The 16,097-nt window shown below is 63.3% G+C and carries 12 protein-coding genes; 6 read left to right on the forward strand and 6 right to left on the reverse strand.

Annotation, left to right across the window (positions count from 1 at the left end):
- Positions 1-82: 82 nt before the first annotated feature.
- Positions 83-1,228, reverse strand: a complete 1,146-nt coding sequence (locus AC6LJ5_RS19285; protein WP_498141319.1) for a nickel/cobalt efflux transporter — start codon at positions 1,226-1,228, stop codon at positions 83-85.
- An 11-nt stretch (positions 1,229-1,239) separates the two neighbouring features.
- Positions 1,240-1,518 carry a metal-sensing transcriptional repressor gene (locus AC6LJ5_RS19290; RefSeq protein WP_392410292.1) on the reverse strand — a complete coding sequence of 93 codons (279 nt, stop codon included), beginning with the start codon at positions 1,516-1,518 and terminating at the stop codon, positions 1,240-1,242.
- A 137-nt stretch (positions 1,519-1,655) separates the two neighbouring features.
- On the opposite strand from AC6LJ5_RS19290, the gene AC6LJ5_RS19295 reads away from it, so the two are divergent.
- Together AC6LJ5_RS19295 and chrA are read left to right on the forward strand one after the other, a co-directional pair.
- Positions 1,656-2,597, forward strand: a complete 942-nt coding sequence (locus AC6LJ5_RS19295; protein WP_498141320.1) for a chromate resistance protein ChrB domain-containing protein — start codon at positions 1,656-1,658, stop codon at positions 2,595-2,597.
- Complete coding sequence (gene chrA / locus AC6LJ5_RS19300; RefSeq protein ID WP_498141321.1) at positions 2,594-3,976, forward strand: chromate efflux transporter; 1,383 nt, start codon at positions 2,594-2,596, stop codon at positions 3,974-3,976. Before AC6LJ5_RS19295 ends, chrA begins: the two co-directional genes overlap by 4 nt.
- A gap of 284 nt (positions 3,977-4,260) precedes the next feature.
- Here the strand turns inward: chrA and AC6LJ5_RS19305 are convergent, their stop codons facing one another.
- Genes AC6LJ5_RS19305 through AC6LJ5_RS19320 form a run of 4 tightly spaced genes read right to left on the reverse strand, consistent with a single transcriptional unit; the run spans position 4,261 to position 9,322 of the window.
- A complete protein-coding gene (locus AC6LJ5_RS19305; protein ID WP_498141322.1) occupies positions 4,261-5,433 on the reverse strand; it encodes an iron-containing alcohol dehydrogenase in 1,173 nt (390 codons plus the stop codon).
- 11 nt (positions 5,434-5,444) lie between these two features.
- Complete coding sequence (locus tag AC6LJ5_RS19310) at positions 5,445-6,452, reverse strand: alpha/beta hydrolase (protein WP_498141323.1); 1,008 nt, start codon at positions 6,450-6,452, stop codon at positions 5,445-5,447.
- A complete protein-coding gene (locus AC6LJ5_RS19315) occupies positions 6,449-7,924 on the reverse strand; it encodes a flavin-containing monooxygenase (RefSeq protein WP_498141324.1) in 1,476 nt (491 codons plus the stop codon). Before AC6LJ5_RS19315 ends, AC6LJ5_RS19310 begins: the two co-directional genes overlap by 4 nt.
- 21 nt (positions 7,925-7,945) lie before the next feature.
- A complete protein-coding gene (locus AC6LJ5_RS19320; RefSeq protein ID WP_103274402.1) occupies positions 7,946-9,322 on the reverse strand; it encodes an MFS transporter in 1,377 nt (458 codons plus the stop codon).
- Positions 9,323-9,516: 194 nt separating this feature from the next.
- On the opposite strand from AC6LJ5_RS19320, the gene AC6LJ5_RS19325 reads away from it, so the two are divergent.
- From AC6LJ5_RS19325 to AC6LJ5_RS19340, 4 genes are all read left to right on the forward strand, one after another.
- The gene (locus AC6LJ5_RS19325; RefSeq protein WP_498141325.1) at positions 9,517-10,458 is read left to right on the forward strand and encodes a helix-turn-helix domain-containing protein; all 942 of its coding nucleotides are present in this window, start codon (positions 9,517-9,519) and stop codon (positions 10,456-10,458) included.
- A 494-nt stretch (positions 10,459-10,952) separates the two neighbouring features.
- Positions 10,953-12,164: an EAL domain-containing protein gene (locus AC6LJ5_RS19330; protein WP_498141326.1), complete on the forward strand. Its 1,212-nt coding sequence runs from the start codon at positions 10,953-10,955 to the stop codon at positions 12,162-12,164.
- 201 nt (positions 12,165-12,365) lie between these two features.
- Positions 12,366-15,584: a hybrid sensor histidine kinase/response regulator gene (locus AC6LJ5_RS19335; protein WP_498141327.1), complete on the forward strand. Its 3,219-nt coding sequence runs from the start codon at positions 12,366-12,368 to the stop codon at positions 15,582-15,584.
- 26 nt (positions 15,585-15,610) lie between these two features.
- Positions 15,611-16,027, forward strand: coding sequence for a response regulator (locus AC6LJ5_RS19340; RefSeq protein WP_498141328.1), 417 nt, complete (start codon positions 15,611-15,613; stop codon positions 16,025-16,027).
- Positions 16,028-16,097: the final 70 nt, after the last annotated feature.

Raw genomic sequence — 16,097 nt, forward strand, 5'->3', positions numbered from 1 at the left:
CATAATGCAGAGCGATGAAAGAGCATGCGCAATAGTCGTCAAGCAGCAACAAGCGGAGCGGTGCTGGCCCTCCTTTCCGACGCTAGGCGGAAGGCAGTCCAAGCCATCCATGGGCGCCAACGTAAATGCCGACTGCGATGATCAGCACACAGGACAGGTAGGGAGCCCGCCGAGCTATTGCACTGAACCAGGGAGCACGCTGGGTAACGTGCCGCACGCTAAGCGCCGCAACTGCCCCAACAGTAACCAGGGTGATGGCCAGCCCGATCGAGAAGCACAACACCAGCACAGCCCCTAAGGTGAACTCCTTTAACTGCAAACACAGGAGCAACACGGTGATGGCCGCAGGGCAGGGAATAAGACCTCCCGTCAGTCCGAACAAAGCGATCTGCCAGTTGGTCACATTCCGGTTCGCGAATCGCCGACGGATGTCGTTGGCATGCGCCAGCTGGTGGGCGTCCTGGTATTGCTCAGCCGCGACATCCAATCCGCGCAACGGTTCGTGAATGTGATCGTGCTGGTGGTTATCTGGCTCCAGGAACGCGACGTCATAGCTGTGGACGCGGCCACCGTGAGTCAACGCCAGGCGTGCCATGAACTCATGAGGTTCCGGTACCTGTTCCAGTGACTCCAGGTAGCCATCCTTCTGCACGAACAGGAACACCTGCTGACGGCCATCGGTTCGTTCGGTTGTCAGCGTCACATCCTCTGCCTGACAGTGACTCCCTCGCAGGTTGGTCAGACGCCACCGAGGAGGTACGCCGTCCTCGAACACTTCGAGGGCGACGCGGCCGTGCCCCGTGTCGACCTCGTGTCGCTCCCGACCGTGGGTGTGCCCGTCGTGCTCATGATTGTGATGGGAATGGTCGTGCGCGTCGCCATGCTGTTCCCGCCAGGTTCGCCAGAACATCCAGGCCGCGATCAGCACGATGACCGCGCCCGAGGCCAGCTGGAAGTAAGGCTCCAACGCCTCGGCAGCCACGCCTCGCCATAAATACATGCCGCCCAGTCCGATACCCCACACGATCAGCGTGTGCGAAATGGTCGCGGTGACGCCCAGCAGCACGGCCTGCCACACCGTCCCCCGGATCGCGACGATGAAGGCGGCCATCATCGTCTTGGAATGGCCGGGCTCCAGGCCGTGCAGGGCGCCCAGCAGGATGGCGCTGGGAATGAATAGCCAGGCGTGCGAAGCACCCTGAGCGATCAGCTCGGAAAACGACAACATGGAATAACGCCTTAGAGGTACTTGGTGATCTCTTTGAATTCGTCGATGGTGCGCTGCCTGTCCGCGTCCAGATCGCCCACGGCATCCTGCAGGCAATGGTCGATGTGGTCCTGGATCAGAACCTTCTTGGCCTGTGATATGGCCTTCTCGACGGCATGCAGCTGCTGTGCAAGTTCAAGGCAGGGGCGGTGCGCTTCCATCATTTGAAGAATGCTGCGCAGGTGGCCTTCCGCCCGCTTGAGACGCTTGGCGACGGCATCGTGATGGTGGTGGGGATCAGGTTTCATCATGGTCGCATCATATCCCCCCCAGGAGGATATGGACATAGACACCATGCGTACAACCAGGAATCTCTGGTGTTTCCTTGAATTGAAGAGTACGCTACAGAATAGTAGATATTTCTACATAGATATTGTTGGCGCTACAGATGACTTGGCTGACTCTGATCCTTTCGATGCCCACCGAGAACGCGACGGCACGCATGCGCGCCTGGCGGGCGCTGAAATCATCAGGTGCGGCGGTGCTGCGCGATGGCGTCTATCTATTGCCGTCATCGGACCGCACCCGGGAAACCTTGAACGCGATCGCGCATGCCGTGCAAGAGAGCAGCGGGACGGCCTATCTGGCCGACACCGCGTTTCCGGATGACGACTCCGCGCGACTCACAGCGCTTTTCGACCGATCCGCAGACTACGCCGAACTGATGAAGAGCATTGAGCCGATTCAGGCGGCGCTATCCCCTGATACGGCGATGGATGCGTTGAAGCAATTGCGCAAGTTCCGAAAGGTCTACGCCCAACTGAGCGACATTGATTTCTTTCCGGGGGAGGCCCGGCGCCAGGCAGACGCCGCTTTGCTTGAGCTGGAAGAGGGCGCCAATCGCGCGCTCTCTCCGGACGAACCGCATGCGGTTGACGGCGCCATCGTCCGGCTGCTTGTCGACGACTATCAAGGGCGGACCTGGGCGACACGCGCACGTCCCTGGGTGGATCGACTGGCTAGCGCTTGGCTGATTCGGCGCCACATTGATAAGGATGCCCGCATCCTGTGGCTCGCTTCGCCAGCGGAATGCCCAGAGAGCGCCCTGGGATTCGACTTCGATGGCGCAAGGTTTTCCCATGCAGGCGCAAAGGTGACGTTCGAAAACCTGGTCACCGCCTTCGGCTTGCAAAGCAAGGGCATGGACCGGCTCGGCGCCATCGTTCACTTCCTGGACGTCGGTGGCGTTCAGCCTCCGGAGGCCGCCGGGGTGGAGCAGGTCCTGGCCGGCCTGAGGGCAACGATTGCCGACGACGACCAGCTCCTGGCGCTCGCCAGCGGAGTCTTCGATGGGCTCCTGGCCAGCTTCGAGGAGGAGGGCAGAGCATGAACACGCAAATCCAGGACACTGCCACGCCCACTGGCGAGCCCGTCGACAAGGTGCTCGAGCGACCCCAGCCGGTCAGCTTCCGGCAGGCGTTCTGGTTCTGGTTGAAGCTGGGGTTCATCAGTTTTGGCGGCCCGGCAGGGCAGATCGCCATCATGCACACCGAGCTGGTGGAACGCCGACGCTGGATCAGTGAACGACGATTCCTGCATGCCCTCAACTACTGCATGCTGCTGCCCGGGCCGGAGGCGCAGCAGCTCGCAACCTATATCGGGTGGCTGCTGCATCGGACTTGGGGCGGAATCGTCGCGGGAGGCCTGTTTGTCCTGCCGTCGCTGTTTATCCTCATCGGACTGTCCTGGGTCTATGTCGCCTGGGGCGATGTGCCCGTCATTGCCGGCCTGTTCCATGGCATCAAGCCGGCCGTGACCGCCATCGTCCTATACGCGGCCCATCGCATCGGATCGCGCGCGCTGAAAAACCCCGTTCTCTGGAGCATCGCAGCCGCGGCGTTCGTCGCGATCTTCGCGATGGCGTTGCCGTTCCCGCTGATTGTCGCGATCGCGGCATTGATCGGCTTCGTTGGCGGTCGGCGATGGCCCGGGTATTTCCAGGTGGGGTCGCGTCATGGATCGAATTCGCGAGGCTACGGTCCGGCATTGATAGACGACGACACCCCCTCGCCAGCGCACGCCAGATTTCGCTGGAGCCGCCTGATCTGGATCGTCGCCGCCGGTGTCGCGCTCTGGGCCACGCCAATGGCGATACTTGCGGCGATTTATGGATGGCAAGGCGCGTATACGCAGATGGGCTGGTTCTTCACGAAGGCCGCCTACCTGACCTTCGGCGGCGCGTATGCGGTGCTGCCATACATCTATCAAGGCGCGGTCGATCATTACGGATGGCTTACGCCGATACAGATGATCGACGGACTGGCGCTTGGAGAGACCACCCCCGGCCCCTTGATCATGGTTGTGGCTTTCGTCGGATTCGTAGGCGGGTACGCGCAGGGCTTGCTTGGCCCGGAGCTGCTGTTCGTGGCCGGAGCACTCGCGGCGGTCATCGTGACCTGGTTCACGTTCCTGCCGTCATTCCTGTTCATCCTCGTGGGCGGGCCATTGGTTGAAGCCACGAAAGAGGACCTGAAGTTCACCGCGCCGCTGACCGCCATTACGGCGGCCGTCGTCGGCGTCATCCTGAACCTGGCCGTGTTCTTCGGCTATCACGTGTTATGGCCGACGGGGCTGGCGGGACATTTTGACTGGGGCGCTGCGCTGATTACGGCAGGCGCCGCGACCGCGCTGTTCAGGTTCAAGCGCGGGGTGATCGAGGTGATTGCCGCTTGCGCTGTCGTGGGTCTCTTGCTCAGGCTCGCTGCATGAGGAAGGCATCCCTGGTGCCTTCGTTGGATTCATATGGCATGCGTTGCCAAGCGGCAGGAGAGGAGCCAGCCAATTTCCGCATCATTCTAACTTAACATAATACACATTATGCGCATTATGGGTATGAGCAATAGAGACGGGATCCTGTCAGCGTTCCACGCTTTCGACCCGCGATCCAACCGCTGTCTCCATCTCCCTACGGATTCGCCGCCCGGATCCCCGGCGAGCCAGGATCCGCCGCCCGACCAACGCCAAGGAATCCACAATCGCTCGTCCCGTGCCGGCTACCCGCCGACCGGCTCGAACGCCGCCGCATAGATCGCCAGCGCATCGGCTTCGGTCACTTCCCGAGGATTGTTCACCAGCAATCGCGTCTGCCGCATGGCATCGCTGGCCATCCGCGCCAGATCTCCCCGCTTGACGCCGACCTCGCCCAGGCTGCGCGGAATCCCCGTGTCGACAGCCAGCCGTTCAAAATAGCCGACCAAGGCAGCCGTCCTGGCCTCGTCGCTGCCCGTCACGCCCGGAACCACCACCTCGGCGATTTCGGCATAGCGCCCGCTGGCGGCCGGCGCGTTGAATTTCAGCACGGGCGCCAGCACCAGCGCGTTCGACAACCCATGCGGAACATGGAAAATGCCGCCGATGGGATATGCCAGCGCATGCACGGCCGCGACCGGCGAATTGGCGAAGGCCTGGCCGGCGAACATGGCGCCCAGCAGCATGGCGCTGCGCGCTTCTTTATTGCCGCCGTCCCGGCACGCGGTCAGGATATGGCGGGACAGCAGCTCCAGCGCCTTGATGGCCAGCATGTCCGACACCGGGTTCTTCAGATGCGCCGAGGTGTAGGCCTCGATGGCATGCACCATGGCGTCGATGCCGGTATAGGCCGTGGCGGCGCCGGGCAGTCCCAGGGTCAGTTCCGCGTCCAGAATCGCCAGATCGGCGTACAGCTGCGGCGCGACCACGCCCATCTTGGTGGTTTCCCCGGTCGTCACGATGGATACCGCCGTCACTTCCGAACCGGTGCCGGCGGTCGTCGGCATCTGCACCAGAGGCAGGCGCTGGCCGGATACTTTCCCGACGCCATACATGTCCGCCAAGGGCTGCTGGCCCGCTAGCAGCACGGCCAACAGCTTGGCCACGTCCATGGACGAGCCGCCGCCCAGGCCCAGCACCACCTCCGCGTCTGCCTGGCGGGCGCGCTCGGCGGCGTCCAGCACGACGGATTCCGGAGGATCGGCGACCACGTCGTCGATCACGGTCACCTGCCAGCCATGCCTGGCCAGGTCGGCCAGGGCCGGCGCCAGGAGGCCGCTCTTGTGCAGGAAGCCATCGGTGACGACGCACAGCCGGACCTGCGCCGGATACTGCTTGCGCAGCAAGGCGCCGAGCTGGCGCGCCGCGCCGAATTCCGAAATGATGGTCGGGACAGTCTGGAATTGGAAAGCGTTCATAGGACGATGCATCAGGAGTTATGCAGCAAGGTTTCACGCAGGAACGCGGCGGCCCGGATCAGCATGACGCGCCCGGTATCGATACGGCCCGCCGACGTGATGATGCCATGCGCGTGCGCTGGCAGGTGGTGATGTTCGACACGCGCGCCGGCCGCGATGGCTCGCGCGGCGTAGGCCACGCCCTCGTCCGCCAGGGGATCCAGCCCGCAACTCAGCAGGAACAGGGAAGCGTTGGACGGGCGCGGCGCCAGGAGTGGAGAAAGAAGCGGAGAAAAAAGCGAGGGAAAACGCGCGTCGTCCAAGGAAGTACCCGGTCGCAGGTAGTGGTCGCGGAACCAGTGCATCGAGTTGGCGGTCAGTGGGAATCCGGCGACGATGCGTTGGTACGAAGCCGTCTCGCCACGCAGATCGGTCACGGGATAGAACAGCACCTGCGCCCGCACGATGCAAGCCCGAGGCAACAGAACCTGCGTGTTCGCCAGGACCGCGGCCAGGTTGCCGCCGGCGCTGTCGCCCGCCAGGCCCAGCCGCGAAACATCCACGTCCAGGCTCGCGGCATGATCGACCAGCCAGCGCAACGCGGCGGCGCAATCGTCCAGCGGTGTTGGAAACGGATGCTCGGGCGCCAGGCGATAGTCGACGGCGTACACCGCGGCTCCGCTTTCCCTGGCCAGCGTCCGGCAGATGGCATCGTGCGTGTCCAGGTTGCCGATCACCCAGCCTCCGCCGTGCATGAACAGCACTGCCGGCGGCTTGCCCGATGCGTCGCGGCGATACTCTCGCACGCGCAGGGTCGCGCCTGGAACCGGCACCTCATGATCGCGGACGACGGCGCAATCGGCGCGCGGCAGGCCATTGGCCTCGCAGCCGCGCAGGTAGTTCTCCCGCGCGGTGGCCAAGGGCACGTCCTGAAAAGAAATCTCGCCGCTTTCCCGATAGGCCTGGATCAGGTCCCGCGCATCCGGGGCGATCGAGGATAGCGGGACGCGCTCGACGTCCTGCTTGCGCCGTTCGCTCATCGCGCCGTCTCCGCGCGCAGCCACAGATAGTCCTCCGCGTTCCAGCGCACGGCCGCCTGATACTGATCCGCGGTCCCGGACCAGTTGTTGATGACCTTGCCCGCCGCGTTCTTGTACCAGCTGGAGCAGCTGGCGGAAAACGCCGACGTGGTCATGTCCGCCTGCAAGCGCTCGTTGTAGCGGGCATACACCAGCGGTTTGACGCTCAGCGCCGCGCCCTGCTCCTGCCCTGCCCTCAGCGCCTCGACGATGTAGCGCTGCTGGATTTCCAGCATGGTGATGATCGAGTTGTGATTCAGATTGGTGTTGGGTCCGTAGATTAGGAACATGTTCGGGAAATCCGGCACGGCCATGCCCAGATAGGCGGCCGCGCCCTCTTCCCACGCCCGCGACAGGTTCGCGCCCGCCGCGCCCAGCACGGCCAGATCGCCATGAAAAGCCTGGCTGGCGAAGCCGGTGCCGAACACCACCGCGTCGAACGGCAGCTCCTCGCCATCGGCCGTCACGATGCCTTGCGCGTAGAAGCGCTTGATGGGCCGCGTTTCCAGCGTCACGTTGGGCCGCGTCAGCGCGGGGTAGAAATCGTCGGAGCGCAGGATGCGCTTGCAGCCCAGCTCGTAGTCCGGCGTCAGCTTGGCGCGCAGCTGCGGGTCGGCGACCTGCGCCGCCAGGTGCGCCTTGGCGACGTCGACGCCCTGCCGCTGTTCGTCGGTGCCCATCTGCGTGCGGCGAAAGCCGTTTTCGCGGAACGCATGCAGATGCCGGCGTGACGCCTCAAAGGCGGCCGGATCGGCCTCGTAGGCATCCAGCTGCTCCTGCGTGAACACCTGCTGATTGCGTGGCATGATCCAGTTCGCCGAACGCTGGAACACCGTCAGGTGCGCCACTTCGGGCGCGATCTCGGGCACGTACTGCACCGCCGACGCGGCATTTCCGACGGAGGCCACGCGCTTGCCGCGCAGTTCGACGGCGCCATTCCAGCGCGCGGAATGGAAGCTCGCGCCCCGATAGGTTTCCAGGCCGGGGAAGGCGGGAATCGACGGTTGGTTCAGCTGCCCCCACGCCGGCACGAAGTACGTGGCCGTGTAGCGTTCCCCTCCGCGCGTCTCGAAGCGCCACAGGCGGCTCTCGCCATCCCAGCGGGCCTCGGTGATCTCGTGATTCAGGCGCAGATGCGCGCGCAGGCCATAGGCGTCGGCCAGCCGGTGCATATAGCCCAGCAGCTCTTCCCGCCCCGCGTACATGCGGCTGACGCGCAGGTGCGGAAAGAACGAATAGCAATAGAGATGGGCCTCGGTGTCGCAGGCCGCGCCCGGATAATTGTTGTCCAGCCAGACGCCGCCGATATCGCCGGAGCGCTCCAGGATGACGAAATCGTCGTCGCCGTTGCGCGCCAGCTGGGCGCCCATGCCCAGGCCCCCGAAGCCGGCGCCGAGGATCAGCGTGCGGAAATGCGTAATGCGTTCACTCATGATGCTTCTACTCCAATCGAATCAGGCGCCGTGACGGTCCTGGTGGGCGCGGTCCACCTCGTGCAGGGACACATTGCGGGTTTCCGACAGCACGGCCAGCGCCAGCAGGGACAGCACCACGGTGCCGGCCAGATAGGTCACGATGGGTCCGGTGCCGCCGTAGTCGCGCAGCAACAGGGTCGCGACCAGCGGCGCGATCGAACCGGCCACGATGGTCGCGATCTGGTAGCAGAACGATGCGCCGGCATAGCGCATCGAGGTCGGGAAGATCTCCGAGAAGTACGCCGCCTGCGGGCCGTAGCAGAGCGCCTGGAAGAACAGCCCCATGCAGATGACGCCTAGGATATGAACGTTCGAGCCCGAATCCAGGCCAGGGAAATACAGGAACGCCCAGACCAGCAAGCCGGCATAACCCAGCGCGATGCAGGCCTTGCGCCCGATGCGGTCGGACAGGTAGCCGCCGAACAGCATCGAGAAGAACTGGAAGATGTTCGCGATGAACATGATGAACATCACCGTCTGCGACGGCAGCTTGGCATGCACGGTGAGATAGGTGATGGAGAACACCACGATCACGTAATAGACCGTGTTCTCGCCCACCCGCAGCAGGATGCTGAAGAAGGTCTTGCCCGGATAGGCGGCCAGCGCGTCCTTGAGCGAGGCCGCCTTCTTGCGCGCCTCTTTCTGCCGGCGATAGGATTCCACGAAAATCGGCGCGTCCTCCACCGAACGGCGAATGTAATAGCCGACGAAAACGATGATCCCGGACAGCCAGAAGGCCACGCGCCAGCCCCAATCCAGGAAGGCCTCCTTGGACAGCAGCGAGGACAGGCCGAACAGCACGATCGAGGCCAGCACATTGCCGATGCAGGCCGCCGATTGCGGATAGCTGGCCCAATAGCCGCGCCGGTCGGGCGGCGAGTGTTCGGCGATCAGCAGCACCGCCCCGCCCCACTCCCCGCCCACGGCGAAGCCCTGGATGAAGCGCAGCAATACCAGCAGCGCCGGCGCCGCGAAGCCGATGGCCTGGAACCCGGGCAGGCATCCCATCAGGAAGGTGGAAGACCCCACCAGCAGCAAGCTGAATTGCAGCAGCTTCTTGCGGCCCAGCCGGTCGCCGAAATGGCCGAAGACGATGCCGCCCAGCGGCCGGGCGATGAAGCCGACGGCATAGGTCGCGAACGCGGCGATGATGGCGCTCAGGGGGCTGTCGACCTTGGGGAAGAACAGCGGCCCGAACACCAGGGTGCTGGCCACGCCGTAGATGAAGAACTCATACCACTCCGCGACCGTCCCGGCCATCGAGGCGGCCACGACTTTCTTGATTTCACTGTTGCCTGATTGCTGCGCGGTAATCCCGCCCGCCGGGGCGACGCCCGCGCTATTGCTGATGGCCATGCCGACCTCCTCCTGGTAACCGATTTCTTGTCTGTCTTGGGGAAAGCGCGAGCATCAAGCTTGATCGCGCTCAAGACATATGGAATAAAATCCACATAGGAGACGGGAGCGTATCGCCGGCCCCAGAGCGGAGTCTTGCATCAACGCGCAAGCGACTTGCGCCAGGCTGCAAAGACATCCTCCAGGAGAGACATATGCAGTTGGTTTTCGATGCCCGGCAGCATGCGCTGCCGCAACGGCGCGAGTTATGGCAGACGGCGCTGTGCAGCGCCTACATCGCGCTGGATGCGGAACTGCCGGGCACCAACGACTACCAGGGCAGCCTGAGCAAGGATGATTTCGGTCCGGTGTCGATCACCGACATCCGGCTGTCGCAACACGTGATCCGCCGGCGCAGGCAGCATCTGGCCCAGCTCGACAAGGACTGCTACTACCTGCAGATCCTGCAGAAAGGCCACGCGCAGCTCGTCCAGGGCAGGCACGAACTGCCGTCGAATCAGGCGGTCGCCGCGATGTTCTATTCCGGCGAGCCCTACGACCTGCAATGCCTGGCCGACATCCGCGCGCTCTATCTGGAGATCCCGCGTGAAAGCCTGAGAAGCCGCCTGGCGCGGCAGGATTTCCCCATCGCGGGCAACGTCGGCATCGGCAGCGGCGTCGGCAAGCTGGCCGCGCAGCTATGCGTCAACCTGGCGGCGGAAAGCCGCGCCATCACGCATGCCGACAAGGCCCGGCTGGGCGGCGAACTGCTCAACATCGTGGCGCTGGCGCTGGACCGCGACCCGGGTCCGGACACGGATGGCGACCCGCATCGGCAGGCGCGGCTGAGCCTGATCCAGTCCTGGATCGAGCAGCATCTGTCCGACCCTGAACTGTCGCTCGAAGCGATCGCCCGGCATCACAACATCTCGGTGCGCCTGCTGCATCATCTGTTCCGCCAGGAAGGTGAATCGCCCGCGGAATGGATCTGGAGCCGGCGGCTGCAGAAATGCCATGACCTGATCCGCTCGCCGCAGGAAATGCACCGCTCGATCACGGACATCGCCTACTCGCTGGGTTTCAGCAGCTCTTCGCATTTCAGCAATGCGTTCAAGGCCAGGTTCGGCATGCGGCCCAGCGAGGCGCGGCGGCGCTAGGCCGCGACCACGAGGCAACCGGCGCAGGCCGCACCAAGCAGCGCCAACAGCCTGCACGCCTGTCCCGCGCAAACTTCAAGCGCACGGAAACGCCTCGAACACCGGCAGCGCTTGCGGCTGGACCGAAAGCCACGTCAACCCGGGAAGGCGCTGCGCGTCGGTTTCCGCGACGGCGCCTGAGCGAACCGCCAGGCAATCGCTGCCGTCCCTGTTCCCCGTAGCGCCTCCCTCAGCCTGTGCCCGGCGAATCGCAAGCCTGTCCAGCTGGCTCGCGCCGACGGCATTCGCCCTGCGACCCGCACGCAATGTCAACAACTGAAAAGGCCGCGCTCGCCTCGCCCGCGTCCTGGTCAGACAGGGAAAAAATCGAAGTTCTCCGACTGAATATGCCTTAGGCCGTACGTAGACTACGACGCTTCCCTGTGTGCACAGATCATCATCCGGACGTATCCCGAGAATGTGCCCGACCCCCAATCCGACCTCATGACCCGCAGGTGGCAACCGTGTCCCCAAGAATTCTGATCGTTGATAGCGATCGCCCGCAACGCGACTACATTTCCGAGCTGATGCGCGAGGAAGGCGTCGCCCATGTGGAAATCGCAGACAACAGCCTCGAGGCGCTGAACCTTATCCGTACCCAGGAGTTCGACCTGGTGATGACCGATCTGCGCATGCCCGCCGGAGACGGGATTCGGGTGATCCAGGGGATGGCGGATCTGCCAAAGCGCCCTGGCCTCGCACTGATGAGCGCCTCTCCAAAGCAATTGGTGAGAACGGTCTATTTGCTGGCCAAGCTGCTGGCCATCGACGTGGTTGGGCAGTTCTGCAAGCCGGTCAGCGCCGACGAGATCCGAACGCTGATGAACCGCCTGCGGGAGTCCTCGGCATCGCGTTCCATCCCCAGCGCGGCGCCTCGCGCGAATGACAAGCAGCGCATGCTCGAGGCCATGAAGAACGGCGAGATCCAGGTGTGGTACCAGCCCAAGCAGGCCATCGACCGGGGCGCCATAACGGGCGCGGAGGCGCTTGTGCGCTGGGTAACCCCCGATGACACGGTACTTTTGCCCGCGAGCTTTCTCCCGGCGATGGTGATGCATGGCCTGGAAAAGGCGCTGACGCTGCATGTCCTGGAACAGACGCTGCAGGCCCAGGCGGCCTGGAAAGCGGCCGGCTACCCTCTCAATGTATCCATCAACCTTCCGTCGCGCTTGCTTGATGATCGCCGCTTACCTGATTGCCTGTTCCGAATGGTCCAGGAAGGCGGCGCGGACCCCTCGAGCATCACGTTCGAGCTGACGGAAAACAGCACCACCAGCCTTCCCAGTGACTACTATGCCGGCGCGTGCCGGCTGCGCATGATGGGTTTCGGGTTGGCCCAGGATGATTTCGGCCAGGGATACAGCTCCATGCACAACCTGACGACCACGCCGTTCACGGAGTTGAAAATCGATCGGGAATTCATCGAGCGGCTAGTCGAGGACGAGCAAAGCCAGGCGGTGGTCGAGAGCGCCATCATGATGGGCAGCCGCATGGGCCTGACCGTCGTCGCGGAAGGCGTTGAGACCGCCAGCCAGTACGAGTTCCTGCGCCGGTTGGGTTGCGACGCAGTGCAGGGTTTTTACATCTCCGGCGCCATGAATCGGGCGATCCTGCTGCACATGTTGAGGCAGCAGCACACATCGGGCGCGAGTCCAGCTATAGATTGATAAAAATCAATTAATAAAATTAATCAATTCGGTTAATAAACCGACACGAATGCCAATTTCTATTGCTCTTTATTGCTCGCCATTTCAACATTGAGGGTGACGTACACCCCCCCGTGTACCTCGCAGCCCAACGAGACGCGAGTGGTTCGAGCCCCTATGCCTGTGCTATCCGCTAGACAGATTCAAGCAACCGCTCTGATTGTGGCATTACTGCTGGCGCTGACCGCATCGTTCGCCTACGTTGCGGTGGAGCGTGAAATCTATATCTCCCAGCAACGCCTGCGGCACCATCTCGAGCACGTGGAGATGGACTACCAGGCGCTGCAGACGGCCATGGGCCAGCTATCGGCCAGCGGCGACCAGGACTTCTTCCGCGAGGCGCGGCGGCATCTGCTCGTGACGCCCGCCGGCAGCCAGTCATCAGTGCCCGATGTGGAAAGATACAGCGTCTACGATTCCGTGTTCCACACGCGGCTGGAGCTGGAGCTACCCGCAGCGCTGCGGGCGGACCGGCTCGATGCGGCGGCCCTTGGCGTGTCGATATCGCAGCAGCTCTACAGCAGCCTGTCGCAAATGCCATCGAGCAGCCTGTTTCCCCTGATTCTCATGTCCAGGGATGGCCAGGTATCCATCAGCACCCCGTGCGAAGAAGAATCGCCGCGCGCCTCGTCGAACACGGTCACATCCTGCCAGAACCGGCAAGCCATCCTGGACAGCACTTCGGCGCATCTGAAAAGCGCCACCGAAGCGCTACGGCTGACCGCGGTCAAGCTGGGCGCCGGGCAGACCGCCGTGCTTGCCTATCGGCTCATCCGGCCCACCGCCAGAAGCGCCCTCGCCGCTTCAATGAATCGCGAATGGGTCGCCGTGTCTTACTTTGGCACGGCGGAATCCTTGACCCGAAGCTATGCCGGCATGCGGGGACTGATGGGCGCCACGAGCACCTCAACGGTTGAACTATTCGACAACGAAGGGCGGCCCATCAGCCCCGAGCCCCTGCTCACGGGGCAGGCACATCCTGGCTGGAATCTGCGAGGCAATGGACTCATCTATCGCATCGATGGGCACGCAGGCATTTCGGCACGCTACTTCACCCCCTATGGCGACTACATACGATCCTTCGGCCCCGAACTATTGGGCGTCGGTTTGCTGATCTTCGTCTGCAGCATGGTGACGTTGCTGATCGCCAAATGGTATGTGCAGCGCTTCTACGAGCCCGCCCAGCGGCAGCTCAAGCGTATCGAGGAAAGCGATATATTCGGGCGCCAGGTCATCGATGCATCCCAGCTCGCGATTGTCGTATGCGGGCGGTCCGACGGCCGGATTCTTCGGGCCAACGAACTCGCGACGGAATGGTTCGACGATGCCGAGCGGATGCGTGAAACCGTGACGCAGTGGACCGCCGCGCTCCATTGGGGTGGGCAATCGAGCCTGGAGCAGCGATTGACGCTGGGCCCCCGGCACCTGATCGGCAAGTTCCTGTTGACCCGATATGAGAATCAGGATGCCCTGCTGTGCACCTTCCGCGATGTGAGCGAGGATCAGCAGGCCAAGGAAACGCTGGAGCTCGCCAGGCAGGCGGCGGATGAATCGAATGCCGCCAAGTCCGAGTTCCTGGCCACCATGAGCCATGAAATCCGCACGCCGCTGTACGGCGTGCTCGGCATGCTGGAACTGCTGGCCTCCACCCCCCTTTCCTCCGTGCAGCACGGCTTCATCCGCACCATCCAGTCGTCCTCGGATCAGTTGATGAACGTCATCGGCGATGTATTGGACATGTCGAAAATCGAGGCCGGCGGACTCACATTGCACGCGGAGCCCTTCTCTCCCATCGAGCTGACCGAAAGCGTCCTGCAGGTCTTCGGGGCCAAGGCCGCCGCGAAAGGCATATTCCTGCATAGCACCATCGACACGGCCGTGCCCATGACGCTATTGGGAGATGCAGGCAGATTGCGCCAGATCCTCAGCAACCTGATAAGCAATGCCATCAAGTTCACCGAGATCGGGCGCGTCACCGTGGCCTTGACCGTTGAACTCGCTCAGGCGGGCTCTCCTCGCCTGCAATGGCGCGTTTCCGATACCGGCGTGGGCATGTCCGAGTCAGAACTCGTTCACGTTTTCGAGCCGTTCTATCAGGCACGCTCGGCAAGACTGAACAGCGGAGGCACCGGACTCGGCCTGGCAATTTGCCACAAGCTGGCCACCATGATGAATGGGCGGATCCAGGCGCTCAGCCAGCGCAATGTCGGCAGCACTTTCCTTCTTGACGTGCCCCTGGCGCAGCCAGCGGCGCCGGCGCAAGACCACGAATCGACCGATGATGCATTGCGCGGCGTGAAGGTATACGTACGGGCGCCCACGCAGGAACTGCGGGATCACTACCGCAACTGGCTGACGAAATGGGGCGCGGACTGCGAGCTGCTCGGCGGCCAGCCCACGCAGATGGAAGCCCTGGCCGTGCTGGTGCAGGTCCTGCCGGAACAGATGAGTCCCATTCCCGGGCATGCGCGGCAGGTGTTCTGCACCCAGATCGGCCCCCTGCAGCCCAATCCCGTGCAACAGGGCTGGCAGATAAGCTGCCTCGCGGTGCGTTCGCTGCTGCTGGCGGTGCAATTCGCCGCTGAACGGCAGCCCGCCAGCACCGCCATCCCCGAGCCGCGCGGATCCGTGGCGACGCAACAAGCCCTGGGACGGCTGGGGCTGCGCGTGCTTGTAGTGGAAGACAGCGCGCTCAACCAGGAGGTCCTGCGGTGGCAGCTGGAATCCCTGGGTTGCGAAGTCACGCTTTGCGGCAGCCCCCTGCGCGCGCTCACGATCTGGTCCGATGACGTCTACGACATTCTGCTCACCGATGCCAACATGCCGGAAATGAGCGGGCGTGACATGGTGCGGCAACTGCGCGAGCAGGGCATGAAACGGCCGGTGGTCTGCGTCACCGCGAATGCCATGTCCGAGATTGAACCGGATGTATCCGAGGGGCTCATCGACGCCTGGCTGATAAAGCCGGTGTCCTCTGATTCCCTCAAGGTCTGCCTGGTGAAAGTCTGTTCCTCGACAGGCAGGGATGAACCGGCGATCAGGCTGGAGGCCGAAATCCCGGACAAGCTGGATGGCGAGGAGGTGCCCGATTTCATCCGCGATGTCTTCGTGACATCCATGTCATCCGACCTGGCGCTGTTGCGCCGCGCGCTCGATGAGGCCGAATTCCAGGCCATGGGCCCCGTGCTGCACCGGGTCCGCGGCGGGCTGACGATGGCTGGCGTCAAGCGTCTTGCAAGTGAATGCAGCATGCTCGAAGCGCTGCTGGCCTCGGAAGACGTGCCGCCCGCCTTCATCTCCGGGTTGGGCCGATTCTGCGATGTCCTGGAAAGCAAGATCCTGGCGGTGAAACAGGCCATCGTCGCCAGCCACTCTCAATGATGCAAGGGAACGCCATGTTGGAAAAAATGCGTATCGTTCTGGCCGATGATCATCCCCTGGTCACAGCCGGGTTGAAGCACATGTTGTCGCAGTACTCCGATTTCGACGTCGTCGCGCAAGCGCGCACGCCCGACGCCCTGATCGAGGCGATCGTCGAATTTCAACCCCACGCCGTGATCACGGACTACAACATGCCGGGACCGACGCGCCACGGCGATGGCATCAAGCTGGTGAGCTATATCCGCAACAACCATTCCAGCGTGAAGGTCGTGGTGCTGACCATGATATCGTCGGCCGCGATCGCCTCGAGCCTGTACAGCCTGGGCGTGGCGGGTGTTCTGTTGAAGAGCGACGACTTGCCCGAGCTGACGAAATCGATCAGGTCCATCCTGCTGCACAAACAGCGCCCGCGCAGCAAGCAGCCCCATCTAGCAGGCTGGTGAGAAACCCTTGAATCCTTCCGGATCATGTCCTTCCGATCATTTTTTCCGGCACCGGAAGTGCGCCGTGGCG

It is taken from the genome of Achromobacter sp. 1011791174, assembly GCF_059760925.1.